The 23,849-nt window shown below is 46.1% G+C and carries 27 protein-coding genes; all 27 read right to left on the reverse strand.

Features of this window, described 5'->3' with window-relative positions; translation table 11 throughout:
• Positions 1-13 precede the first annotated feature (13 nt).
• From cheD to fliF, 27 genes are read right to left on the reverse strand one after another with little or no spacing between them, the layout of a single operon-like run.
• Positions 14-514 (reverse strand): chemoreceptor glutamine deamidase CheD, encoded by a 501-nt coding sequence (cheD, locus tag OTK50_RS01155; RefSeq protein WP_088462131.1) that lies wholly within the window; start codon positions 512-514, stop codon positions 14-16.
• Complete coding sequence (cheC, locus tag OTK50_RS01160; protein ID WP_003154222.1) at positions 511-1,140, reverse strand: CheY-P phosphatase CheC; 630 nt, start codon at positions 1,138-1,140, stop codon at positions 511-513. Before cheC ends, cheD begins: the two co-directional genes overlap by 4 nt.
• Positions 1,141-1,155: 15 nt before the next feature.
• A complete protein-coding gene (gene cheW, locus OTK50_RS01165; protein ID WP_003154225.1) occupies positions 1,156-1,629 on the reverse strand; it encodes a chemotaxis protein CheW in 474 nt (157 codons plus the stop codon).
• A gap of 22 nt (positions 1,630-1,651) precedes the next feature.
• A complete protein-coding gene (gene cheA, locus OTK50_RS01170; protein ID WP_224224266.1) occupies positions 1,652-3,670 on the reverse strand; it encodes a chemotaxis protein CheA in 2,019 nt (672 codons plus the stop codon).
• A 5-nt stretch (positions 3,671-3,675) separates the two neighbouring features.
• On the reverse strand, positions 3,676-4,743 hold the full coding sequence (locus OTK50_RS01175; protein WP_224224265.1) for a protein-glutamate methylesterase/protein-glutamine glutaminase: 1,068 nt from the start codon (positions 4,741-4,743) through the stop codon (positions 3,676-3,678).
• Positions 4,740-5,633 (reverse strand): MinD/ParA family protein, encoded by an 894-nt coding sequence (locus tag OTK50_RS01180; protein ID WP_224224264.1) that lies wholly within the window; start codon positions 5,631-5,633, stop codon positions 4,740-4,742. Before OTK50_RS01180 ends, OTK50_RS01175 begins: the two co-directional genes overlap by 4 nt.
• Positions 5,630-6,721, reverse strand: a complete 1,092-nt coding sequence (gene flhF, locus OTK50_RS01185; protein ID WP_224224263.1) for a flagellar biosynthesis protein FlhF — start codon at positions 6,719-6,721, stop codon at positions 5,630-5,632. Before flhF ends, OTK50_RS01180 begins: the two co-directional genes overlap by 4 nt.
• Positions 6,721-8,754 (reverse strand): flagellar biosynthesis protein FlhA, encoded by a 2,034-nt coding sequence (flhA, locus tag OTK50_RS01190; protein WP_082998014.1) that lies wholly within the window; start codon positions 8,752-8,754, stop codon positions 6,721-6,723. The genes flhF and flhA overlap by 1 nt, the downstream gene beginning before the upstream one ends.
• A 33-nt stretch (positions 8,755-8,787) precedes the next feature.
• The gene (flhB, locus tag OTK50_RS01195) at positions 8,788-9,867 is read right to left on the reverse strand and encodes a flagellar biosynthesis protein FlhB (RefSeq protein WP_007409787.1); all 1,080 of its coding nucleotides are present in this window, start codon (positions 9,865-9,867) and stop codon (positions 8,788-8,790) included.
• Positions 9,867-10,646, reverse strand: a complete 780-nt coding sequence (gene fliR, locus OTK50_RS01200; protein WP_017417780.1) for a flagellar biosynthetic protein FliR — start codon at positions 10,644-10,646, stop codon at positions 9,867-9,869. The genes flhB and fliR overlap by 1 nt, the downstream gene beginning before the upstream one ends.
• Before the next feature lie 6 nt (positions 10,647-10,652).
• Complete coding sequence (gene fliQ, locus OTK50_RS01205) at positions 10,653-10,922, reverse strand: flagellar biosynthesis protein FliQ (protein WP_003154234.1); 270 nt, start codon at positions 10,920-10,922, stop codon at positions 10,653-10,655.
• Positions 10,923-10,936: 14 nt separating this feature from the next.
• Positions 10,937-11,602 carry a flagellar type III secretion system pore protein FliP gene (gene fliP, locus OTK50_RS01210; RefSeq protein ID WP_012117556.1) on the reverse strand — a complete coding sequence of 222 codons (666 nt, stop codon included), beginning with the start codon at positions 11,600-11,602 and terminating at the stop codon, positions 10,937-10,939.
• A complete protein-coding gene (gene fliZ / locus OTK50_RS01215) occupies positions 11,595-12,248 on the reverse strand; it encodes a flagella biosynthesis regulatory protein FliZ (protein WP_224224262.1) in 654 nt (217 codons plus the stop codon). Before fliZ ends, fliP begins: the two co-directional genes overlap by 8 nt.
• 14 nt (positions 12,249-12,262) lie before the next feature.
• Positions 12,263-12,625 carry a response regulator gene (locus OTK50_RS01220; RefSeq protein WP_224224261.1) on the reverse strand — a complete coding sequence of 121 codons (363 nt, stop codon included), beginning with the start codon at positions 12,623-12,625 and terminating at the stop codon, positions 12,263-12,265.
• 26 nt (positions 12,626-12,651) lie between these two features.
• Positions 12,652-13,788 carry a flagellar motor switch phosphatase FliY gene (gene fliY, locus OTK50_RS01225; RefSeq protein WP_224224260.1) on the reverse strand — a complete coding sequence of 379 codons (1,137 nt, stop codon included), beginning with the start codon at positions 13,786-13,788 and terminating at the stop codon, positions 12,652-12,654.
• Positions 13,778-14,776, reverse strand: a complete 999-nt coding sequence (fliM, locus tag OTK50_RS01230) for a flagellar motor switch protein FliM (RefSeq protein ID WP_003154240.1) — start codon at positions 14,774-14,776, stop codon at positions 13,778-13,780. Before fliM ends, fliY begins: the two co-directional genes overlap by 11 nt.
• A 33-nt stretch (positions 14,777-14,809) precedes the next feature.
• The gene (fliL, locus tag OTK50_RS01235; protein ID WP_014417773.1) at positions 14,810-15,229 is read right to left on the reverse strand and encodes a flagellar basal body-associated protein FliL; all 420 of its coding nucleotides are present in this window, start codon (positions 15,227-15,229) and stop codon (positions 14,810-14,812) included.
• On the reverse strand, positions 15,226-15,441 hold the full coding sequence (locus OTK50_RS01240; protein ID WP_003154243.1) for a flagellar FlbD family protein: 216 nt from the start codon (positions 15,439-15,441) through the stop codon (positions 15,226-15,228). Before OTK50_RS01240 ends, fliL begins: the two co-directional genes overlap by 4 nt.
• 39 nt (positions 15,442-15,480) lie before the next feature.
• Positions 15,481-16,257, reverse strand: coding sequence for a flagellar basal body rod protein FlgG (flgG, locus tag OTK50_RS01245; RefSeq protein WP_007409783.1), 777 nt, complete (start codon positions 16,255-16,257; stop codon positions 15,481-15,483).
• A 24-nt stretch (positions 16,258-16,281) separates the two neighbouring features.
• Positions 16,282-16,722, reverse strand: a complete 441-nt coding sequence (gene flgD, locus OTK50_RS01250) for a flagellar hook assembly protein FlgD (RefSeq protein WP_038458020.1) — start codon at positions 16,720-16,722, stop codon at positions 16,282-16,284.
• Positions 16,723-18,066, reverse strand: coding sequence for a flagellar hook-length control protein FliK (locus OTK50_RS01255; RefSeq protein ID WP_038458018.1), 1,344 nt, complete (start codon positions 18,064-18,066; stop codon positions 16,723-16,725).
• Positions 18,067-18,072: 6 nt separating this feature from the next.
• Entirely contained in the window at positions 18,073-18,687 is a 615-nt protein-coding gene (locus tag OTK50_RS01260) for a MotE family protein (RefSeq protein ID WP_038458016.1), read from the reverse strand.
• An 11-nt stretch (positions 18,688-18,698) separates the two neighbouring features.
• Positions 18,699-19,142 (reverse strand): flagellar export protein FliJ, encoded by a 444-nt coding sequence (gene fliJ, locus OTK50_RS01265; RefSeq protein ID WP_105937726.1) that lies wholly within the window; start codon positions 19,140-19,142, stop codon positions 18,699-18,701.
• Between the two features lie 5 nt (positions 19,143-19,147).
• Positions 19,148-20,464, reverse strand: coding sequence for a flagellar protein export ATPase FliI (gene fliI / locus OTK50_RS01270; RefSeq protein ID WP_007611430.1), 1,317 nt, complete (start codon positions 20,462-20,464; stop codon positions 19,148-19,150).
• Positions 20,461-21,216, reverse strand: coding sequence for a flagellar assembly protein FliH (gene fliH, locus OTK50_RS01275; RefSeq protein WP_082998011.1), 756 nt, complete (start codon positions 21,214-21,216; stop codon positions 20,461-20,463). Before fliH ends, fliI begins: the two co-directional genes overlap by 4 nt.
• Positions 21,209-22,225 carry a flagellar motor switch protein FliG gene (gene fliG / locus OTK50_RS01280; RefSeq protein WP_003154256.1) on the reverse strand — a complete coding sequence of 339 codons (1,017 nt, stop codon included), beginning with the start codon at positions 22,223-22,225 and terminating at the stop codon, positions 21,209-21,211. The genes fliH and fliG overlap by 8 nt, the downstream gene beginning before the upstream one ends.
• 13 nt (positions 22,226-22,238) lie before the next feature.
• Positions 22,239-23,849: a flagellar basal-body MS-ring/collar protein FliF gene (fliF, locus tag OTK50_RS01285; RefSeq protein ID WP_007611422.1), complete on the reverse strand. Its 1,611-nt coding sequence runs from the start codon at positions 23,847-23,849 to the stop codon at positions 22,239-22,241.

Genomic DNA, 23,849 nt, shown 5'->3' on the forward strand with positions numbered 1-23,849 from the left:
CCTCATACCTTTATTAAATCGTTGTTTCACCTTGTTTAACAGTTCGAATGTGCAGCATGCAGGACTTTGGCTCAAATTCAATCGTCCGGCCGCTTGAGCCGCCCGTATCTTCACTGATGACCGGAATGTTATACAATGAAAGCTGCTCTTTGATGGCCGCTACATTCCTCGGACCGATTTTCATCAGGTCGTTCGTCATTTTAAACTTAAACATCTCCGCTCCCCCGGCGAGTTTTGCCTTCAGGGCAAACTTGCGGCAGCCGGCTTTCAAAAGCATATCGATCGTCATCTTAACGGCGGTGTCCGCGTATTTTGCACGGTTGAGCTCCGCTGTTTTTGATAAACCGGAGTCCGGCAGCATGACGTGAACGAGTCCTGCCGTTTGTTTGTCTTTATCGTATAAAACCAGCCCCACGCATGAACCGAGTCCCGAGGTTCGGATTTTATCCGGGTAACGCGCGACTTGGACATCCGCAATCCCCACTTTAACGACTGCGGCTTCCTCACGGCTCATAAAGCCGCACCCAATGAGACGAAGAGCTTTTCAAAAGAATCATAGTCCGGGAGCATAAACATGTGAGCTTTGAGCTCCTGCCGGCTGCCCTGGTCAAAAATAGAAGTATCCACGACAATGGCATGCTCTCCGACTTGGCTGAGCTCCATCAGCCCTTCACTGATAACCGCGCCGAACATATCAAGTGAGATTTCCGGCACGCTCGGGTAAATCTCAAGTTTTGTCAAATCAGCCAATGCCGTTAAATAGGAACCTGCTAAAATATTGCCGAACTCATGTAAAGCAGAAGAACTCAAATGATCTTCGCCCAACTGGTCAATATCAAAATCCGGATTTCCGATCAGCTCTCTGATAAACTGTTCCGCCTGATGGAAAGGCATGATGAGAAAGATAGAGCCGGTCATGTCGCCTTCCATTCTTAAAAAGATACTGGCGACCGGCGTTTCAGCCCCGCCGAAAAAATCAGCGAGCTCATCAAATGTCAATAAAGTCGCAAACGGCACTTCCATGTCTATCTTTCTGTTCAGCAGCTGAGCCATTGCAGAAGCCGAGTGACCCGCCCCGATATTTCCGACTTCCCGCAAAATATCCATCTGCTCTTCTTTGATCGCTTCAAACTTACTCATGTTGTCTTTTCCCCTTTAAGCATTAGGCTCTCCGGACGCAGATGCCGAAGCACCTTTATCCAGCACCGCATGCGCATCGATAATATTGAGGAGCCTGTTATCTTGCTTAACGATCTGTTTAATCCACACATCCGTTTCCTTTGTCTGGCTTTCAGGCGCGGATTCGATTTCATTTTCATGCACGGTGATGACGTCATTGGCCTCATCCACGACCCATCCGACATCAGCGTCACGGTAAGAAATGATGATAATCCGAGTCTCTTCTGTGATGTCCTGTTCAGGCTGATTCAGACGTTTTCTTAAATCAAGAACCGGGGTAATCACTCCGCGCAGATTGATAACGCCGCGGATATAAGATTCCACACCCGGGACCCTCGTCGGTTTTTGCCACTTTTCAATTGATTTCACCTGGGAAACTGAGATAGCGTATTCTTTCCCGTTTATCATAAACACAATCATTTTTTCACCTGTTTTGATTTCAGCAGTCATGCGGGCACCTCCTCGTGTCGTTTTAGTAGATCAGCGCATTGCAATCAATAATCAGCGCCACTTCTCCGTTTCCGAGAATCGTAGCGCCGGAAATCGCAAAGACGTTCGTTAAATAGTCGCCGAGTGATTTCAGTACGACTTCCTGCTGTCCGATAAAAGAGTCCACGACAAAAGCAGTGGATTTATCGCCCTTTTTCACAACGATTACATGGAACTGATCGGCATCCTGTTTTGAATCCGTAATGCCGAATTCTTTTTTCAGATAGACGATCGGAACGATTTGGCCTCTGAAATCAATCACTTCTCTGTCATGCGTCTGCAGGATATCTTTCTTATCAATAACAGCCGTCTCTATAATAGAAGAAATCGGTATCGCAAACGTCTCTTCTTCCAGTTTAATGAGAAGAACGGATATAATTGAAAGTGTCAGCGGAAGCTGGATACTGAAAAGAGAACCTTGGCCTTCCGCGGATTTGACACTGACAGAGCCGCCGAGTGATTCGAGTTTATTTTTTACGACATCCAGGCCGACGCCCCGCCCTGAAATGTCAGAAATTTGATCGGCAGTCGAGAAGCCCGGAGCAAAAATAAGCTCGTAAATCTCATTATCTTCAAGCGTTTCAGCATCACGTTCGGTGATTACACTCCGCTCGAGCGCTTTTTCAAGAATTTTCTTTCTGTTCAGGCCGGCCCCATCATCTTCAACCTCAATAAAGACGTGGTTGCCGCTGTGATATGCCTTAAGCACGACATGGCCAGATTCCGGTTTTCCTTTATTCACCCGCACTTCAGGCGATTCAATGCCGTGATCGATGCTGTTTCTGATTAAATGGACAAGCGGATCGCCGATCTCATCAATCACCGTGCGGTCCAGCTCCGTTTCAGCTCCGATGATGGACAATTCGATCTTCTTGTTTAATTCCTTTTGAAGCTGGCGGATCATTCTCGGGAAACGATTAAAGACGGTTTCTACCGGCACCATCCGCATATTAAGAATAATAGACTGAAGGTCGCCCGAGATTCTGGTCAGGCGTTCAACGGTTTCAGTCAGCTCATTGTGGTCAAGCTCTTTGGCGATCTGCTCAAGACGTCCGCGGTCAATGACAAGTTCTTCAAAAAGGTTCATTGAAGAATCCAGTCTTTCAATGTTGACGCGAATCGTTTTCGAGCCGCTGTGATGCTTCGGCTGTTCTTCCGTTTTCGCTTGCGGCTTAGGCTGTTTCTCAGCCTTTTTAACCGGAGCTTCCTTCACGGGTTCAGCCGCTTGCGGTTTTTCGGCCGTTTTTAACTGCGCCCCGGCAGAAATTTCGACATTCTCCACTTCTGAAATGCCGCTGATGAGTTCTTTAATTTCTTCAGCAGGCTGCTTTGTCAAGAAACACACCTGAAAATCCGTTCCGAAATCTTCCGTCTCAAGCACTTCCGCGGCGGGTATCGTTTTTGCGACTTCCCCGGCTTCATTCAGCTTTTCAAATATCATGTACACGCGCACGGCTTTGAGCATGCAGCTTTCATTCAGGGAAACCGTTATTTCATAGCGGCTGAATCCTTGCTCTTCCGCCTCTTCAATAACAGTCCGTTCGAACTCATCATAATTCCATTCAGTTGAAGCCTGTTGTTTTGAAGCCGGCGGTTCTGCTGTTTCGGCTGAAGCCGCAGTCTCATGCACCGCATTTACGTCGAGCTTCGCACTCACTTCAGAAATATCACGTTTGCCGTCTCCACCGTCAATAATGGACTGCACCATCTCTTCAAGATGATCAAGCGCTTCAAACAGCACGTCCAGCCAATCCGATGTAACGGGCATTTCTCCATTGCGGATAGCGTCCAGCACATTTTCCATCAGGTGGGTTAAATGCGCCAGATCTGTATATCCCATCGTTGCGCTCATGCCTTTCAGCGTATGGGCAGCTCTGAAGATGTCATGCACAAGCTGAAGGTCTGCCGGATCTTTTTCCAACAGCAGCAGCTTTTCGTTACATGTCTGTAAGTGCTCTTTACTTTCATCAATAAAGACATCTAAATATTGATTCATATCCAATTGATTCACACCCTCTCTTTTTTCACACATCCGGTGATGGATGCCGCGATATCTTCCACATGTTTAATCTCATGAATGAGGCCCGCCTTTATCGCTGACTTCGGCATTCCGAACACAACACAGGATTCGTCCGATTCCGCAATCGTTTTAACGCCGCCTGTTCTGAGCATTTCTTTTACACCCTCGGTTCCGTCGCTGCCCATGCCTGTCATAATGACGGCCACCTTTTCGTAATCGGATAAGCGGCTTGCCGACCGAAACAAATAATCGGCTGACGGTTTATGCCGGCTTTCCGTATCATGAACGTCAAGAATGATGCGGAGCCTTCCGCCTTCCTCTGCAACCGTCATATTTTTTCCGCCGGGCGCGATGTACACCCATCCGTCTTTCGCTTCTTCACCGTTTTCCGCTTCTTTGACCTGAATATCTGACAAATGGTTGAGTCTGTCTGCAAGTGAAGCGGTGAAGCCTTCAGGCATGTGCTGAATAACAAATACAGGCGCCTTTAAATCCTTCGGCAGTTTCGGAATCACCTTTTGCAGAGCCCGCGGTCCGCCAGTAGAGGTCGCGATGAATACGGCCTGCTTGGCGGATTTTGCTTTCGGTCTTTCAAATCCCGCCAAAGCCGGACGTTCCGGGATAGAAGACTCTTTCACTGCCGCCTCAGGTTTTTGTGCACGGGACAGCCCGGCTGCAATCACCCTCTCAATCAGCTGCTCTTTAATTTTATAAAGATCAAGTGAAATCGCTCCGGAAGGCTTGGTGATAAAATCAAAAGCGCCCATTTCCAGACAGTTGATCGTTCGGTCCTTCCCTTGCTGTGTCTGGCTCGATACCATGATTACGGGAAGTTTATATATGCTGATGATCTTCCGCAATGTATCCGTTCCGTTCATGACCGGCATTTCAATATCAAGCGTGACAACATCCGGTTTAAGAAGCTCTATTTTCTTCAGCGCCTCTTCCCCGTTTCTGGCTGTCCCGATGACTTCTATCTGCACTTCCGCAGCCAGAAAATCGGTAATCATTTTTCTCATAAAAGCTGAGTCATCAACGACAAGCACACGAATCACTGTAAAGTCCTCCTCAATAAAAAAGAAGATAATCTCTCAATAAATGCCGGTTTCTCTTCTCTTGGTTTGTTTTCTTCCGTTTGAAACAAGACATCCGTCAGAAGACGGACGGACCTGCTGGCTTTTGCTTGAGGACTTTTTATTAAAAAAGGCACCTGGTCAATGACGGCTTGACTTACTAGCGGGTCATCGGGTATGGAGCCGGCGAAACGCACCCCTGCGCCTAAAAACGTGTGAATCGCATGAGAAAGGCGGTTGTACGTGTCCAGCGCCTGTTTTTGGGCGCAGGCGCGATTGACGGCAATGTTTACGGTCAGCCGTTCATCCGCGAGCAAAAGATGTTTGATCGCGCTGTAGGCATCCATAATGGCCGTCGGCTCAGGCGTTGTCACAGCGAGAATGTCTTCCGCCGATAAAATAAACGGCAGCTGTTCTTTTGAAAGTCCCGCTCCCATATCAAACAGAACGTAATCAAAATCGCTTAATACAGCGGAAAGACCATTCATAAAAGCCGTCCACTTCTCTCTGTCTGCTTGATAGATCGCCTCAAGCCCCGTTCCGCCGGATATGTAGCGAAGGCCTTTCGGACCGGAGGAAAGTGATTGCGCCAACGCGTGCCGATTCTCCATCACATCAATAATGGTGCGGGAAGAAGCAGCGCCGATCAGCACATCAATGTTGCCCATTCCGATGTCAAGATCAATGATGAGTGCTTTTTTTCCTTTTTCCTGCAGGGCAACTGCCATGTTTAATGTTAAATTAGATTTTCCGACGCCGCCTTTACCGCTGATGACGGCTAATGTCTTCGCTTTTTTCTCATAAAGCTCCGGCTTGATCATTTGCCGCTCTCTCATTTTCCTTCTTAATGACTCTGCCTGATCGGGTTTCATGTCAAAAGCATCCTTACAAACTCTTTTGGTGAAGCAGATAGGATGTCTTCAGGCACATCCTGTCCATTTGTTAAATAGGCGGCGCCGATTCTTGATTCCGACAGCACTTGAAACACGGAGCCGAGTGAGGCGGTTTCATCCGTTTTCGTGAAAATGAATTGATTGACCGGCACACCTGAAAACTGTTTAAGCACCTGTTTCATATCTTCATATTTTGCAGATGCCGATAATACGAGAAAGGATTGTAAGCCTGATTCAAACGGAATCATCTCTTGTAATTCCGTAATATACTGCTCTTCTTTAAAGTTTCTACCGGCTGTATCAATGAAAACGTGGTCATATTCAGCGAATTTTTCCAGTGCCTTCAGACATTCTTCCTTTGAATAGCATACTTCAAGAGGAGCCTGAAGCAGCTCCGCATATGTCTTCAGCTGCTCGACCGCGGCAATCCGGTAAGTATCCGTCGTCATAAAGGCAATTTTTTTATGCTCTGTCAGCATTGATGAGGCCGCGAGTTTCGCAAGTGTAGTCGTTTTTCCTGCCCCGGTTGAACCGAAAAGCACGACGTATTTTGATTGAATCCCTTCCTGCCACCTGTCTGCCGAAGGGAGTTTTTTCACTAACAAATCCTGCAGTTTTGAGCTGACATTTTCTTCAGTTAAATCTCCGGTAACAATTGAAGAACGGAGCAATTCACTGAGTACGGCGTTTTGCGTATGATCAGGAAGCCCGGCTTGCTTCAATAGTCTCTCGGCTTTTTTTAATGTTTCAGGGAGCACTTCTTTAAAATGCGCCAGTTCGCCGGAAATGCTTTGATCCGGAAGACGCGGCGGCTGAACAGGCTCAGCTTTCTCCGCCGTTTCCGTCTTTTTCATTTCTTCAGCGGCAGCCGGCGGCGTTTTTCTCGCTTCCCTGACGTCACGATCTAAAACCGCTATCACTTCGACGGCCTGCTGCGACCGCAGCCCCAGCCATTTTCGTTTCTTTACTTGTTTGGAATGTAAAATAACGGCATCATTGCCGAGTTCCTTTTTGATTTGCTTCGCGGCATCCTGCATTGAAGCGGCTGTAAATTTTTTTATTTTCATTAAATATCCACCACTCCAATGCTCTGTACTTCAACATTTGCTTCCAGCTCATTATAAGAAAGAACCGGAAGATCAGGGAAATACCGTTCTAACAGCTGTTTTACATACATTCTGACAGCAGGCGAGCAAAGAAGAATCGCCGACTCCTGACGGATGGAAAGCTGCTCGGCTTCTTTAGCGACAGAACGGATGATGCTGTCTGAAACCTCAGGGTCGAGTGACAGGTAATTGCCCTGTTCAGTCTGCTGAACCCCGTCTGCAATCGCTTTTTCCACCCGGCCTGAGCATGTGATGACCTTCAGCGTTTCATGCTCTCTCGCATATTGTGCCGTGATTTGTTTGGCAAGCGACTGTCTCGCGTATTCTGTCAAAAGATCTGAATCTGTCGTTAATCTCCCGTAATCGGCAAGAGTTTCAAAAATGGTCACCAAGTTTCTGATTGAAACTTTTTCTCTCAGCAATTTGGCAAGCACCTTTTGAATATCGCCGACAGAAAGAGGGTTTGGCGTGACTTCCTCAACAAGCACAGGATAATTTTCCTTCAGATGATCGATCAGCTGCTTTGTTTCCTGTCTGCCGACCAGTTCATGGGCATGCTGCTTAATTTTTTCTGTAATATGCGTAGATACGACTGACGCCGGATCAACAACTGTATACCCCAGCATGTCCGCTTCATCTTTTGCAGCTTCGCTGATCCATTTTGCGGGAAGTCCGAACGACGGTTCAATCGTTTCAATTCCTTCAATGACGTCATCTTCAGGCGTCGGTGACATCGCTAAGTAATGATCCAGCAGGAGCTCTCCTTTAGCGACTTCATTGCCTTTAATTTTCAATCTGTATTCATTCGGCTGGAGCGCGATGTTATCCCTGATGCGCACAACCGGAATAACAAGTCCCAATTCAAGCGCAAGCTGACGTCTGATCATGACGATGCGGTCAAGAAGATCACCGCCCTGCCCCGCGTCTGCAAGCGGCACGAGTCCGTATCCGAACTCAAATTCAATCGGATCAATATGTAAAAGCTGCACAACGCTTTCCGGGCTTTTCAGTTCATCCGCCTGAGCCTCTTCTTCAAGAATTTCTTCCTCTTCTTCGCTCGGCTTATCCGTTTTGGACAGCGTATAAGCGCCGAATGCAAGCAGACCGGCGATCGGCCCCGTCAGCAGAATGCCGATCGGTGTAAGAAGACCGAGCAAAAGTACAGTTCCCGCGGCTACATATAAGAGCTTCGGATAAGCAAACAGCTGGCCTGTAATATCATGACCGAGGTTTCCTTCAGATGCCGCTCTCGTTACGACAATCCCCGTGGCCGTTGAAATGAGCAAGGCCGGCATTTGAGAAACGATACCGTCTCCGACCGTCAGCATTGTAAAGTGAGAAGCGGCTTCTTGTATGCTCATCCCCTGCTGCAGCATACCGATTACGATTCCGAAAATAATATTGATCATCACGATGATGATACCCGCGATGGCATCCCCTTTGACGAATTTACTCGCACCGTCCATGGCGCCGTAAAAATCCGCTTCCCGGCCGACTTTTTCACGTCTGTGCTTTGCATCATGTTCCGTAATCATGCCGGCATTTAAATCCGCGTCAATACTCATTTGCTTTCCGGGCATCGCATCGAGCGTAAATCTCGCCGCCACTTCCGATACCCGCTCAGCGCCTTTTGTAATGACGATAAACTGAATAATAATCAAGATAATGAAGACAACAAGCCCTACCAGCACATTTCCGCCGACAACGAAATTCCCAAATGTCTCAACAACCTTTCCCCCTTCTCCGTGAGAAAGAATCGAACGTGTCGTCGACACATTGAGCGCAAGCCGAAACAGCGTCAATAACAGCAGCAATGACGGGAATATCGAGAATTGCAGCGGTTCTTGCATATTCATTGTGGTGAGAAGCACGATCAACGCAAGAGAGATATTAATGATGATCAAAATACTTAACAACCATGGAGGGAATGGAATCACCAGCATTGCCACAATGAGGACAACACTTATTAAAACCGATAAATCTCTTGTTGACATGCTGTTTTTCTCTCCTTTTGAATCTGAAATTCACTATACTTTTTGTTTCGTTTTATATACATAAGCCAAAATTTCCGCAATGACTTTGAAAAACTCTTCCGGCACGGCCTGATCAATGTCAACCTGATCATATAACGCACGCGCGAGCGGCCTGTTTTCAATCGTCATGACATCGTGTTCTTTGGCGATCTGCCTGATTTTTAATGCGAGATGGTCGACCCCTTTGGCAACAATGTAAGGGGCGTCCATTTTCTTTTCATCATATTTTAAAGCTATCGCATAATGGGTCGGGTTGGTAATGATGACATCCGCTTTCGGCACTTCCTGCATCATCCGCCTCATCGCCATTTCCCGCTGCTTCTGCTTAATTTTGGACTTGATAATCGGATCACCCTCCGATTTTTTGTATTCATCTTTTATATCCTGCTTTGACATTCTGATATTTTTCTCATAGTCAAAACGCTGATATAAATAATCAAGCCCGGCCAGCAGCATTAAAGCCCCTGATCCCGCAAGCCCCATCCAAAGCGTGAGCTTAGAAACGAAAGTGAGCACTTCCGCAGGCGTTAAAAGCGGAAGGCGGAGAATATCGCCATAATGAAGCCAGAGCACCATAAAGGCGGCAAAACCGACCACGGTAATCTTCAAAATGGATTTGACCAGTTCAACAATCGCCCTCATGCTGTAAATCCGCTTAAATCCTTTCAGCGGGCTGAGCTTATTCAAGTCAGGCTTGAGGACTTCCGCAGAAAACAGAAAACCCACCTGCATGTAATTGCTCACGACACCTGCCACAAGCGCGACCAGCATAATCGGCGCGAGGATGAGGCTGATATCTTTCACCGTATCCACGAACAGTTCATGCACGGCAGATGCTGACAGATGTAATGATATCGATTTCGTATAAAACGTTTTAATAAAGGACAGCAGCCTGTCCCGCATATAAGGACCGAGCGCGATCAGCGAAAGAAAGATAATCAGTAAAGAAACGGCTGTATTCACATCCGTACTTTTCGCGACCTGTCCTTTCTTTCTTGTATCCTTCCGTTTTTTCGGAGTGGCTTTCTCCGTTTTTTCACCGGCAAAGAATTGCAGATTCAGTCTGAGTCTCATCATGTCACACCGACCAATGCCAATAGATTCCGCATGGTTTCAACGGTAAGGCTGAAGATGTTGCGGACAACGACAAACATCACCGACATACAAACGATCAGCATAATAAAGCTCACGGCTATTTTCAGAGGAAGCCCGACAACGAAAACATTCAGCTGCGGCACCGTTCTCGCCACAATACCGAGCGCCAAATCAACTAAAAACAGACTGGCCACAACCGGCGCAGACATTTGAAAAGCGATAATAAACATGGCATTGAAGCTTTTTGCGATAAAAAGTCCAAAGTGATCATTTCCAAACGACGGAAATGCCTGATCAAGCGGGATATACTGAAAGCTGTAATAAATCCCGTCCAATAAAAGATAATGGGCGTTTACGCTGAGCATAAATAACAGCGCCAGCGTATAAACGAATTGTCCGATCAGCGGGCTTTGCGTTCCTGATTGCGGATCAATGACATTGGCGATGGAAAAGCCCATCTGAAAATCAATAAAGGAACCCGCTATCTGAATGGCTGTCATCATCATGAAAGCAATCAGCCCGAGGCTCAAGCCCACAACGGCCTCTTTTATGACAAGCAGCATATACTGTTCCCCTATTTCTATTTCCGGCGCATGTTTCAGCGTGCTGAAGCAGATCACCGAAAGAAAAAAAGCAAAGCCGATTCTGTGAACCGCCGGCAGATTCCGATGTCCGAACACCGGCACCGTTACAAAAAAAGCAGAGATTCTGATAAAGACCAATAAAAAAGCGGGAAATAAATCAATGATGGAATTCATTTGATTCTACCCTGCAAATCGGTTCAGATGAGAGAACAGATCAGTTGTGAACGAAAGAATCGTCGATAGCATCCAAGGACCGAAAAAGATCAGTCCGAGCATCACCGCCACGATTTTCGGAATGAACGCAAGCGTCTGTTCCTGGATTTGAGTTGTCGCTTGAAAGATACTGACGAGCAAACCGACGATCAGCGCGATCGCAAGCAGCGGCCCGCTGATCATTAGTGTTACATATACGGCTTTTTCCGCCATGGAAATTACAAATTCTGAACTCACAATTAGCACCTACCCTAAAAGCTGTCAAGCAAAGATTTCACGATTAAATACCATCCATCGACCAAAACGAAAAGCAATATTTTAAAGGGCAGAGAGATCATAACCGGCGGTAGCATCATCATTCCCATTGACATTAAGACGCTCGCCACGACCATATCGATAATTAAAAACGGAATAAAAATCATAAAGCCCATTTGAAAAGCGGTTTTGAGTTCTGATATCGCATAAGCGGGCACCATCGTCGTCAATGGAATATCCTGAATCGATTCAGGTTTTTTCATTTTGGCATAGTTCATAAACAGCGCCAAATCCTTCTGCCTTGTATGCTTGCTCATATACTCTTTAATCGGCTTCTCGGCTTTTGTATATGCTTCATCGAGACTGATTTTATTGTCCATCAGCGGCGTTAAGGCTTCCTTATTAATCTCTGAAAAAGTCGGCGCCATAATAAAAAACGTCAAGAACAGCGCAAGGCCGATTAAAACCTGGTTGGGAGGCATGTTCTGCGTCGCCAGTGAGGTTCTTACAAAAGACAGGACGATGACGATTCTCGTAAAGCAGGTCATCAAAATCAGAATCCCCGGCGCCACTGAAAAGACAGTCAAAAGCAGCAGTAATTTAACAGTGGAGCTGACTTCGGTCGGACTGTTTGAATTAAAAAGATTAATAAATTCATTCATGATGATAAGGGCCTTTCTTCTTTCCTTCAGAACGGCTTTGTTTCAGCTCGTTCAGCTGTTCTTTCAGCGCTTTCGAAAACGACGGAAGCATCGTTTGCGGCTTTTTTTCTCCATCCTTACGCGGATTTACGAGCTTGGTCCATTCCACTTTTGAAGACATCGACTCTTCGTATTGGCTCAGAATCGCCTCGCGCTCTTTTTCATCTTCAATTTCTTTTAAAAGCTGTATCGTTTCGCCCACACCGACTACGAGAACGCTGTTTCCCACTTTAATCAGCTGCACGGAACGGTTTTGGCCGACTGACGTTCCGCCGATATTTTCTACATATTGAAACGGCTTCAGCAGACGGTTTCTTCTATTCATCAGTTTGACAAATCCATAGATCAGCAGAATGACGAATAATAACGCCCCAATCATCTTTACAAAATCAAAAGCGGAGACAGAAGATGCAGAAGCATCCCCTATCTCTTGATCAGCCGTTTGTTTCGATGTATCGCTTTTTTTCTCTGTTTTGTTTGTTGATTGTTTGTCAAACCATTCCTTGACGGTGGAATTGTCAGACTCCGCCGCAAAAGCAGGGAACGGATGTACATTGAGTAAAACGAAACAACAAATCAAAGCTAGTAAACCATGACTCTTTTTCAACAGTCGTACACCCTTTAGCTTAATGTTTTATTAATAGCTTCAAGCACGCGGTCCGCTTGGAACGGTTTCACGATAAAGTCTTTTGCGCCGGCTTGAATCGCGTCAATAACCATTGACTGCTGGCCCATAGCCGAACACATGATGATTTTCGCCTGCGGATCGATTTGTTTAATTTCCTTTAAAGCTGTAATCCCGTCCATTTCAGGCATTGTAATATCCATTGTCACAAGGTCGGGGGAATGTTCTTTGAATTTTTCGATTGCCTGCGCTCCGTCTGAAGCTTCAGCTACAACGTCAAAACCGTTCTTCACTAAAATATCCTTGATCATCATTCTCATAAATGCTGCATCGTCTACAATTAAAATTCTGTGTGCCATAATCTGTTTCTCTCCTCTATGTTCGCTTATTTTAAATTGTTAAGGCGGTCTGCCTGACTTAAAATATCAGTGACTCTCACGCCGAAGTTTTCTTCTATGACAACGACCTCGCCCTTTGCCACGATCCGCTGGTTGACCAGGATGTCAACAGGTTCACCAGCCAGCTTGTCAAGCTCAATAATGCTTCCCGCAGAAAGTTCAAGGATTTCTTTGACGCTTCTCTTCGTTCTGCCGAGCTCAACCGTAACGGAAAGCGGAATATCCATCAGCATATCAAGGTTATTCCTTGATCCTTGCGCCGCTTCGTTATGATCAAACGCCTGGAATTCTACCGGAGCGACTTGAACAGGAGCAGCTTTTTTTGCGGTTCCCTGTCTCTTCGGAAGCTCGGGTTTTGCCTGCGGCTCCGGCTGCATGGCAGGTTCCGGCTGCGGCGTTTCGTATGTTTGCTGAGGTTCTGATACGGTTTCTGCGGCCTCTGACTCATGCTGGTCTGCAGTCATCAGGTCTGCGATCAGATCTTTCGCAAACGTAATCGGATAAAGCTGCATGATGCTCGAATCGATTAATTCGCCGACTTTCAGACGGAATGACACTTTTACGAGCAGGTCATCCTCAGGTATTCTGTCGGTCCCTTTTTCTTCCGTCACATCCAGAAGTTCAACCCTTGGCGGAGAAATGTCAATCTTTTTACTGAACACGGTCGACATTGACGTAGCAGCCGAGCCCATCATTTGATTCATTGCTTCCTGCACGGCGCTCAGGTGGATTTCACCGAGTGACGGATCGGCGCCCCGGCCGTCCCCTCCGATCATCAAATCCGCGATGATGGCCGCGTCGCTTTGTTCGACGACGAGCAAATTGCTGCCGTCAAAGCCTTCTGTGTAGTTCACTTCAATGGCAACATACGGATGAGGAAATTCATCACTGATTTTGCTTTTTGAAATGACGGTCACACTCGGCGTCGTAATGTCCACTTTTTGATTTAAAAGAGTGGACAGCGCCGTAGCCGAGCTGCCGAACGAAATATTCCCGATTTCTCCGATCGCATCGCGCTCAAGTTCAGACAAGTTCGCCCCTTGAGGCTGTTCTGTATCCTCTGAGTGACTGTTTGTGCCGTTAAGAAGAGCATCGATTTCATCTTGAGATAATCTATTGTTCATCTTGTTCACCTCTTATGTCGTGATCTAAAATTTGCACTGCCTGTCTTCGATTCACCCGGCCGGCCTGCCCTAAAAACTTCGGTTTGTTTCCGACCAATACAGTAAGAGGATCAGTCACTGATTTGTCCAGAGTTATACAGTCCCCGACTTCCAAACTTAAAAATTCTTCTATTGTCAGTTCAGAAGCGCCCAAGAGAGCCACAACGGGAATTTGAGCCGTCATGATGCGCTTTTCAAGCAACTTCGTTTCTTCGGGCTTCGCTTCATTCCGGTCTGATTGCATCCAATAATGTACGGAAAGCTTAGGGATAATCGGCTCAAGTACGACATGGGGAATACAAAGATTAATGACACCGCTGATTTCACCTATCTGTGTATTGAGAGAAATGACAACGACTGTTTCATTTGGGGAAACCATCTGTACAAACTGAGGATTCACTTCAAATTCAGTCATTTCAGGGTCAATATCAGCAATCGATTGCCAAGCTTCTTTGTAGTTGCCCAGTGCATTTTCAAATAAGTTAGAAATAATATTCGTTTCAATTTCCGTAAGGCTGTCAGCTTTGTTATGAGTGATGCCGATGCCTCCCATGACGCGGTCAAGCATTGCGTATGCGATGGTGGGATTAACCTCCATCATGATTCTGCCTTCCATCGGATGAACATCGAATAAATTTAAAATCGTCATGTTCGGTATGGAACGGATAAATTCTTCATACGGCACCTGGTCAACTGAGCTGACGGATATATGAATATACGTTCTGAGCTTGGCGGAAAAGTGTGTTGTGAGAAGCCTCGCAAAGTTATCATGTATCCGGGTTAAACTGCGTATCTGATCTTTCGAGAATCTGAGAGCCCGTTTAAAATCATATACCTTTACTTTTTTCTCTTTAACTTCTTTTTTCAGCTCTTCCGCATCCGCCTCACCCGTGGAAATGGCGGAAAGCAGTGCGTCTATTTCATTTTGGGAGAGAACTTCTCCTGACATTTTCTTCACCTCCGTATTCTGTCAAATTTGTTTTTATTGCAGATTAAAGGAGGTAATGTATACTTTCTGAACTTTTCCTTCTTGGAGATAGCTGTTTACTTTCTCTTTTAATGATTGTTTAAACGCTTCTCTTCCTTTATCTCCCTCAATCTCTCCGGCGCTTGTGTCGGCTAAAATGGAAATGATGTTGTCTTTCACCTGAAAATCGCGTTTTTCAAGTTCTTCCTTCGCTTTAGCCGAGTCGGTTTCAAGCTTGATGCCGATACGGATGATGCTGTCAGACTTTAAGTTTGTCGTAATATCGTCGACAGACACAGTGGCTGCAACGACTTCGTCAATTGTCGGCTTTTTGTCTTTGCCGGAATTTCCGCTGACGACAAAATATGCTGCCGTTCCGAGGCCGGCGATGACAATTAAAATAATCAGCAAAATGATGACTAATTTTTTCTTCATTCTTCTTCCTCTATTCCCTGATCCAGTGAAAATATTTGTATGCTATGGTAAAACGATATGACTTTTTTGAGAACTGCTTCTTCCGGTTCTTTCACTACGAACTTTTTGCCGTTGGACAGTGTAATCGTCGTGTCGGGGAAGCACTCAATCTGTTCGATAAACAGCGCGTTCAGCGTAAAAGGCTGGCCGTTTAAACGGGTGACTTGAATCATGCAATCCGGAGAAGCGGCCTAACCGCCTCTCCTCCCTCCTTACCGTTTCAGATTAACCAGCTCCTGAAGGATTTCATCTGAAGTCGTAATGATTTTTGAATTTGATTGGAAACCGCGCTGAGCAACGATCATTTCGGTAAATTCATCTGTCAGATCTACGTTTGACATTTCAAGATAGCCTGCCAAAAGCTTACCCGTTCCGTTTTCGCCCGGAGTGGTGACTGCGCTCGCAGCTCCTGAACTTAATGATTCTCTGTAAAGGTTGCCTCCGATTTTTTCCAGACCGGCGCTGTTAGGGAACGTGACCAGACCGATTTGTCCGGCATCATGAACCTCATCCCCTGCATCAGTGTATGTAACCGTTCCGTCTGCACCGATGCTGTAATCTTTCGCATCAGTCGGAATATTGATTTTGCCGCCGCCGATTTTTTCAAGGTAGTACCCGTCAGTCGTAACAAGGTTCCCTTGATTGTCCTTTCCGAAATTCCCCGCACGTGTGTAAACAATTCCCGCGCCTGTATTAATCTGAAAGTAGCCGTCTCCGTCAATGGCTAGGTCGGTTTTATTCTGTGTAGCCTGCGGGGCGCCGGTTGAATGAACGACATCAATGGAAGAAGTCGCGGCACCTAAGCCGATTTGTTTTGAATTGGTCACGTTTGAACCGCCGGCGACTGTCTGGCTGATCATATCTTTAAATGTAACGCGGCTTTTCTTAAATCCTACTGTGTTGACGTTGGCGATGTTATTGCCGATTACATCTAGTTTTGTCTGAAAGTTTTTCATGCCGCTGATACCGGAATATAATGAACGTAACATGTTAAATTCCCCCTGGGTTTCTTTTTATTTAGATGTTTCGCTGACGGCCGTGACATTCCACGGACTGACCTCTTTGCCATTTTCAAGCACGAGCACGTAATTGCCGTTTGAATGCTTGACTGAATTGACTGGGCTTGTCTGATCCTTCCCGTCGCTGTCGCTGAATGTGACATTTTTACCGATCCAGTTCACATACATCGTAAACGGATCTTGATTTTCTACAAATTTAGTCATCGTCGTATTCATATTCATCATTTGCTCCAATGAAGAAAATGTCGCCATCTGGCTGATGAATTCTTTGTCATCAATCGGATTGAGCGGGTCCTGGTTTTGAACCTGTGTCATTAAGATCTTCAGAAATTCGTCTTTCCCTAAATTCGTGCTGCTGTTTACTGCGGAGGTGCTCTTCGCGCTTGAAGTGGTTGAAGCGCCCGCCGCGGCATAATCCGAGTTTACTGATGTCAACTATTCTTCCTCCATTTCATTGAGAGAAAGCTCCTCCAGCATATCTCCGAAATCGCCTGACTGCTGCTGGTTCTTCTGCTCTCTCTGTCCCTGATGCTGCTGTTTATTGTGATCGGCCGTCTGCCCGTAAACAGGCTGCTGATCCCCGCTTTGAAGCGGGACTGTAAAACGGTCGACTTGGACCGACATATTCGGAAGCGACTGTTTCAGCTGAGGAAGATGCTGTTCCAGCAGCTCTTTCGCGGACTGGCTGGATGCAATTATTTTGCTTTGAAACATCCCGTTTTCGTTTGTCACCTTAATTGTGACAAATCCGAGGTTCTCGGGATTAAGACGAATCGTAAAGCTTCCGGTTGTTTTCCCGAAAGGCGTGTATTTCATCTGTTTCCAGCCGCTGATGACCTGATCCGTTAACGGTTTATTTTCTGCCGGCTGCTGTTCAGCTCCTGCGGGCGTTTGCTGAATGCCGGCAAGGCTTCTCGTTCCCGAAAACAGGATATGTGCAGACAATTTGCTGTCAGGCGCCTTTGCGTGAGAAACCGTGCCGCCGTTTTGCTGTTCTGTTTTCCCGGCTGACTCTTGGGATGATTCAGATGATTGAGATAACACAAAAGCTTTCAGCTCAGTTTCAGCCATATCCCATTCCTTTGTTCCCTTTTGAGAAAGGCCCGCAAGCTGCTCCGCGACGCTTTGAAAGCTCTTCAGCTCAGCGGCTGTCATGGAGTAAAGTTTAGATGCAGATTCGTTTTTCGGAAAAAATGTCTGCCGCAGGTCTTGAATCACGCGGTCCGGAACGCCTTGTTTTTTCAATGCCTCTAATAAACGGGCGCCTTCCTGGTAAACCGCCTTTGCCTTCGCGCTGTCAGGCAGTTCCTGCTGAGATGTGAAGAGCTGGGATACGGCTTCTTGAATGAAAAGCAGACCCTTCTCAAGCGCATCCTTGACGGAATCCCCGTCTTTTGCGGAAGAATCCGGCTCATCCGTTTCAGGCTTCGCCCCATGCTGTTTGCCCGCTAACATGTCTTCAACAGATTCGGCAAGCTGTTTCAATAAAGGAAGAGCTGTTTCAGCCGTCTGCTTTCCTTCAAGAGCTTTTACCGCCTCAAGCAGCTGTTTTAGCTGCAATTCTTTATCTTCCGGGCCGGCTTTCAGCCAATCACCGATTTTCGATAGAGCATCATTCAGCTCTGCGTCACTTGTTTTTGTTTCATCTCCGGGCTGCCGGGGAGAAGTGATTTCCGACAGGAGCCAGTTCTGAAATAGACCTAAGCTGTTCACATTCATCTTCACATTGCTGTTTTGCGCAGTCTGCGTACGATTACCAGTTAATTCAAGCAGCTTCAACTTACATCACTCCTTATTTCCGTCAGCGGATAGTTTTTCTGTATATTTAGCCGCTTGTTCAGGAGTCATTTTCGTCAAGATTTCAGCAAGCTGCTTTTTACTTAATCCGTTTAAAATATCGAGGGCTTCTTTTTCTTTCAGCTTTACGATAATGCTTGCCGCTTTACCGCTGTCCATACTTTTATAGATGTTGATCATTTTATCTTTTCCGGCTGATTCCGAAGCGTCTTTTTTCATTTCATCCGTCTTCGTTTTCTGCTGCTGTTCAGCTTCCTGTTTCAGTGAACGGATTTTCTGATTCAGATCATCGATTTCGGACTTGCTTGTGTCTAAATCTTTATTCAAAATGTTAATTTCACTTTTTTGTTCCTTTATGGTCTTTTCAAGAGAAGCCGTTCTGTCTTCCTTCTGCTTTTCCGCCGCGCTTTTCATTTCTTTCGTTTCGGGAACCAATTCTTTTAAAACAGGCGTTTTAGCGGCTGTTTCCTGAATCGGCTTCATCACATCAACGCCGGCAGCCCAAAGGATGATGCTTGCGACGATGATCAGAAAAATCAGCGGGATCATGATAAAAAGCAGGATTGAACCGAACTTTCCAGATCTCTTTTCTTTATCGGCCATTTCATTCGCTCCTAATGCCCCTGAATCATAAACTGCTTGATTGAAATGTCGTCCATTTCCCTCATCTCTGCAGCTTTGTTTTCAAGTGCGAACATATTAAATTGTTTTTCCCGCATTTTTTCAAATTTCTTTACTTCAATGTTTTTTTCGGTGAGCTGTTCCTGCTTCTCATTCATTTCATTTCGTTTCATGATGACAAGCTTTTGATAATGATAGATGGTGTTCTCAAGATTGGAAACGAAGTGCTGATAATGTCTCATTTCCTGAACGCTCATCCCGCATTTCAGCTTTGATTCTTTGTCTTTTTCGAGCAATTCTTTTTTGCTCATATTTTCATATAGTTTTTCAGCCACTGTCTCAAATTCAGAAACCGATTGTCTGTATTCAGTCAATGTTTGGTCTTTTTCATTTTCTTTTAATTCCAGCAGCTTTTGAAATCTGAATTGGTATGCCACGATGTTTATTCCTCTTTTCCTGTCAGACTCGTCAATGCCGCAATGCTGTCTTCCAATTGAGCAGGTTCTTCCGTTCCTTGTTTTAAAAATTGAATAAGCTGCGGATAAAACTGAATCGCTTCATCAATTTCTCTTGATGATCCTCTTTTGTAAGCTCCGATATTAATGAGATCTTCAGAGTTTTGATAAGTTGACAAAAGATCGCGGAATTTGTTGGCCGCCTCTATATGCGATGTGTCTGAAATATTAGACATGACCCTGCTGATGCTTTTCAGGATGTTCACGGCCGGGAACTGCCCTTTGTTGGCAAGCGCCCGATCGAGAACGATATGGCCGTCTAATATTCCGCGCACCGTATCGGCAATCGGTTCGTTCATGTCATCTCCGTCAACGAGAACCGTATAAAAAGCGGTTATCGTTCCTTGTTCATTCGCGCCCGTTCTTTCCAGCAAACGGGGCAAAATAGCGAACACAGAAGGTGTATATCCTTTTGTTGTCGGCGGTTCTCCCGCTGCCAGGCCGATTTCCCGCTGAGCCATCGCGACCCTCGTGACAGAGTCCATCATGAACATCACATTCCGGCCTTTATCGCGGAAGTACTCTGCAATGGCGGTGGCCGTATACGCCGCTTTCAAACGCATTAAGGCAGGCTGATCAGAGGTCGCGACTACGACTATCGAGCGTTTCAGGCCTTCTTCGCCTAAATCCTTCTCGATGAATTCACGCACCTCGCGCCCCCGTTCACCGACGAGTGCGATAATGTTTAAATCAGCTTCAGTCTGCTTCGCGATCATTCCCATCAGGGTGCTTTTTCCGACTCCGCTTCCGGCAAAAATCCCGATTCTCTGCCCTTTTCCTACCGTCAGCAGACTGTCAATCGATCTGACGCCGACACCCATCTTTTCCCGTATCGGCGGGCGTTTCATCGGGTTTGGCGGCGGCTGCTCCGTCGAAACGGGGGACAAACCTTTCGGAAGCGCCCGGCCGTCAAGAGGTTCGCCGAACGCGTCGACAACCTGTCCGATTAAACCCGCGCCTACTTTGATGCGGAGCGACTCGCCAGTGGCCTCCACAATGCTGCCCGGCGCGATGCTGGCCGCTTCCAGATAAGGCATTAGCAGAATGTTTTCATCCTGGAAGCCTACAACCTCAGCTTTAATCGCTTTTTTCGCATGGCCTTTCGGATAAATGAGACAAACATCTCCGATTGAGCTTTCGGGCCCTTTTGATTCAATCATCAGCCCGATGACCCGTTTAACCTTGCCGTAGCGTTTGTACGGATCCGCTGTTTCAATTGAGTCTATTAAATACTGTGTCTTCATTGCTCCGCTCCCGCCTCAAGCGCCGTTAAAAGTTTTTGCTTTAATTGCATCAGCTGGGTGTCTACGCCTGCATCGACACGTCCGAACGGAGTTTCTATCGAGCACGTTCCCTTCGCGGCTTTTTCATCGGCATATAAGCTTAATCTGCATTCTTTGTATAACAGCTGCTGAATTTCGTCCATATGCTGATGAACCGTCTCATAATATTCAGGGTCCACATAGATGGAGATGTCATCATAATCTTTTACTTCGGCTACTACCTGTTTGACCAGCAGAAGGAAAGCCTCTTTATCATCACTTTTTTGCCGCCATACTTTTTTAGCGAGCGCAACGGAAAGCTCAATAATTTCTTCCTCAGCGCTTTCCAGTTTTTCCTCGACTGACTGTCTCGCCATTTCCATAACGGCATTGGCCCGGCTGATGAGATTAGCGTATTCAGCTTGAGCCTCGGCTTTTCCCAATGCCATGCCTTCTTCATATCCTTCTGCCTTTGCTTCTTCTATCAATCTTTGTTTTTCTTCCGCCCAGCGGTTTTTCTCTTCTTCAATCTGCTGAAGAGTGTGCTCAAATTGATTTTTCGCTTCTTCAGACACCCTGTCGGCTTCTGCTTTGGCAAAAGCCATGAGAGCCTCTGGATTTTCGGGTTCCTCCCGGTCTGGCTGGGAATGTGTTTTCCTGACTTCCTGCAAGGAAAGCTTGCGCCGTTTTTGTTCAGGAGAAAATGATGATTGCTGTTTAATGATATTAGACAATAATATCGTCTCCTCCGCCTCGCGCGATTACAATTTCACCGGCTTCTTCCAGCTTGCGGACGACGCCCACGATTCTTGATTGCGCCTCTTCCACATCACGCAAACGCACAGGCCCCATAATTTCCATTTCCTCTTTAAACGTTTCAACCATACGCTGTGACATATTGCTGAAGACGATTTCTTTGACTTCCTCGCTCGCAACCTTCAATGAAAGCAGGAGGTCGTCGTTTTCAACGTCTCTGATCACGCGCTGAATCGCACGGTTATCAAGGGTGACAATATCTTCAAAGACAAACATCCGTTTTTTGATTTCATCCGCCAATTCTGGATCTTGGATTTCTAATGAATCAAGGATCGTTTTTTCCGTTCCTCTGTCTACGCCGTTTAACACTTCAACAACGGCTTCTATGCCGCCGGTCTGCGTATAATCCTGCGTAAAGGAGGAGGACAGCTTTTGTTCAAGGACCCGCTCCACTTCATTTATGATTTCTGGAGACGTTCTGTCCATAACCGCAATCCTTCTTGCCACCTCAGCCTGAACGTCCGGGTTCAGCTCAGACAAAATCTGTCCGGCCTGCACCGGGTCAAGGTAGGATAAAATCAGCGCCATCGTTTGCGGATGTTCCTGCTGAATGAAATTTAAAATCTGTTCGGGCTCCGCTTTTCTCGCAAAATCAAACGGCTTTACCTGCAAAGAAGAGGTGAGCCTGTTTAAAATGCTTACCGCTTTGTCTTCTCCGAGCGCTTTTTCAAGCACTTGGCGGGCGTAATTTAAACCGCCTTGTGAAATATAGTCCTGAGCGATTGCGATATTATGAAATTCTTCAATGATTTCATCTTTTCTTTGATGATCGACGCTTCTGACTCCCGAAATCTCGAGTGTCAATCTTTCAATTTCTTCTTCAGACAAATGCTTGTATACAGAAGCTGATACATCAAGGCCTAAGGAAATCATGAGGATGGCTGCTTTTTGTTTTCCTGTAAGCTTGTTCTGATCACGTTTCGCCATTTTCCATTCCCCCCTAATCCTCGTCCAGCCAGCTTCGAAGCAATTTAGCAAAGTCTTCCGGTTTTTCTTTAGCCATTTTTTCAAGCTGTTTTCGTCTGACTGTTTCTTCCGTTTCAATTTTCTCTTCGTTGATATCAGGCAATCGAACCGGCTCCGGCGGTGTTTCATATTCATATTCTTCGTATTCATCCTCTTGTGAGCGTTTCTTTCTGATGAGGAGAATAATAAGCAGAATAATGGCCGCAAGCAGTACGCCGCCTGTAATGTATACCCAGATCGGAAGACCTGAAGATTGTGCCGAATCTGTGTTCAGGCTTGTTTTTCCGTCAAACGGCTGAACGGATACAACGATTTTATTGTTGATATCATTGTCTGTCAGGTTTTGATTTTGCGTTTCGTTTTTATCAAGAGACGTTCTGACGACCGTTCCTAAAATCTTCTGTATATCAGCCTGTCTCTGTGCTGATAAGGAAGCGGCATTTTTCGGATTAGGCGGCTCCACCATGACCTGAATGCCTAAATCACGCACTTTATACGGGCTTTCAGCGATTTCTTTATGAATGCGGTTGACTTCATAGTTGATTTTATTGCTGCTTTTTTCGTAGTCCCCGCTGTTTGAACCGCCGTTTGTCTCGGCATAGTTCGCGGTGTCATTGCTTCCAGTTCCGGCCGTGCCGCCGTTGGCCGCGCCGTCGCCTTTATACGTTTCCGCAACTTTTTCGGCGCTTACCGCTATGCCTTCCATGTTATCTTTATCGACAGGTTCGACAGTGTCTTCAGTGCGTTTTTCCTTCGTGAAGTCAATATCCGCCGTTACGGAAACAACGACCTTATCCTGCCCCATCATTGTGCCGAGCAGTGACTGAACATGTTTTTGAACATCCTTTTCGACCTGCGACTTAATACCTTGCTGAGAAGCATAACTGTCAGAAACGGACCCTGCACCGCTGTCACTTTTGTCATAATATGTAGAATTTTGATCCATTATGACGATATTATCTTCTTTTAAGTTCGGAACACTTTTAGAAACGAGATGGTACAGCCCGTTGATCTGGTTTTGATCAAGCGAGTAGCCCGGTTTAATCTGCAAAACGATTGAAGCGGATGCTGCCGGCTGATCTTCACCGACGAACACGGCTTCTTTCGGCATATTGATCATGACCTTCGAGCTTTTAATACCGTCCATTTCATTTATCAGGTTTGACAATTCGGTCTGAGTCGCCTCAACCTTTAAAACGTCAAACTCATTATCTGTCAGGCCGAAGCCCGCATTTTGTCCGAAGAACGAATAATCAATTGATCCCGTTTTCGGCAGGCCTTCTGCGGCAAGCTGGACTTTAAGCGAATCCACTTGGCTCTCAGGAACCTTAATGACCGTGCCGCCATCAGCAAGTTCAGAAGACACCTTTTTCGTATCGAGCTCTTCTTTAATCTTCCCCGCTTCTTCCGCGGACAAATCTTTATAAAGAGGCACCATCTTTTCAGACGAAGTAAAAATAATAACGACGATGAGTAAAATAATGAATGCGGCCAAGCCGCTTACCATGAGTATCTTCTGTGTTTTTGATCTGTTGTTCCAAAACGCTGCCGTTTTGGTTTTCATTTGCATTAGAGTACGATTCAT

It is taken from the genome of Bacillus sp. NEAU-CP5, assembly GCF_026420705.1.
GTDB lineage: Bacteria > Bacillota > Bacilli > Bacillales > Bacillaceae > Bacillus > Bacillus velezensis.

Excerpts from the sequence above, each read along its gene's own strand:
- cheD (WP_088462131.1), bottom strand. The coding sequence starts at position 514 with ATGAGCCGTGAGGAAGCCGCAGTCGTTAAAGTGGGGATTGCGGATGTC.
- cheC (WP_003154222.1), bottom strand. The coding sequence starts at position 1,140 with ATGAGTAAGTTTGAAGCGATCAAAGAAGAGCAGATGGATATTTTGCGG.
- cheW (WP_003154225.1), bottom strand. The coding sequence starts at position 1,629 with ATGACTGCTGAAATCAAAACAGGTGAAAAAATGATTGTGTTTATGATA.
- OTK50_RS01180 (WP_224224264.1), bottom strand. The coding sequence starts at position 5,633 with ATGAAACCCGATCAGGCAGAGTCATTAAGAAGGAAAATGAGAGAGCGG.
- flhF (WP_224224263.1), bottom strand. The coding sequence starts at position 6,721 with ATGAAAATAAAAAAATTTACAGCCGCTTCAATGCAGGATGCCGCGAAG.
- flhA (WP_082998014.1), bottom strand. The coding sequence starts at position 8,754 with ATGTCAACAAGAGATTTATCGGTTTTAATAAGTGTTGTCCTCATTGTG.
- flhB (WP_007409787.1), bottom strand. The coding sequence starts at position 9,867 with ATGAGACTCAGACTGAATCTGCAATTCTTTGCCGGTGAAAAAACGGAG.
- fliR (WP_017417780.1), bottom strand. The coding sequence starts at position 10,646 with ATGAATTCCATCATTGATTTATTTCCCGCTTTTTTATTGGTCTTTATC.
- fliP (WP_012117556.1), bottom strand. The coding sequence starts at position 11,602 with ATGAATGAATTTATTAATCTTTTTAATTCAAACAGTCCGACCGAAGTC.
- OTK50_RS01220 (WP_224224261.1), bottom strand. The coding sequence starts at position 12,625 with ATGGCACACAGAATTTTAATTGTAGACGATGCAGCATTTATGAGAATG.
- fliY (WP_224224260.1), bottom strand. The coding sequence starts at position 13,788 with ATGAACAATAGATTATCTCAAGATGAAATCGATGCTCTTCTTAACGGC.
- fliM (WP_003154240.1), bottom strand. The coding sequence starts at position 14,776 with ATGTCAGGAGAAGTTCTCTCCCAAAATGAAATAGACGCACTGCTTTCC.
- fliL (WP_014417773.1), bottom strand. The coding sequence starts at position 15,229 with ATGAAGAAAAAATTAGTCATCATTTTGCTGATTATTTTAATTGTCATC.
- OTK50_RS01240 (WP_003154243.1), bottom strand. The coding sequence starts at position 15,441 with ATGATTCAAGTCACCCGTTTAAACGGCCAGCCTTTTACGCTGAACGCG.
- flgG (WP_007409783.1), bottom strand. The coding sequence starts at position 16,257 with ATGTTACGTTCATTATATTCCGGTATCAGCGGCATGAAAAACTTTCAG.
- OTK50_RS01260 (WP_038458016.1), bottom strand. The coding sequence starts at position 18,687 with ATGGCCGATAAAGAAAAGAGATCTGGAAAGTTCGGTTCAATCCTGCTT.
- fliI (WP_007611430.1), bottom strand. The coding sequence starts at position 20,464 with ATGAAGACACAGTATTTAATAGACTCAATTGAAACAGCGGATCCGTAC.
- fliG (WP_003154256.1), bottom strand. The coding sequence starts at position 22,225 with ATGGCGAAACGTGATCAGAACAAGCTTACAGGAAAACAAAAAGCAGCC.
- fliF (WP_007611422.1), bottom strand. The coding sequence starts at position 23,849 with ATGAATCGTACTCTAATGCAAATGAAAACCAAAACGGCAGCGTTTTGG.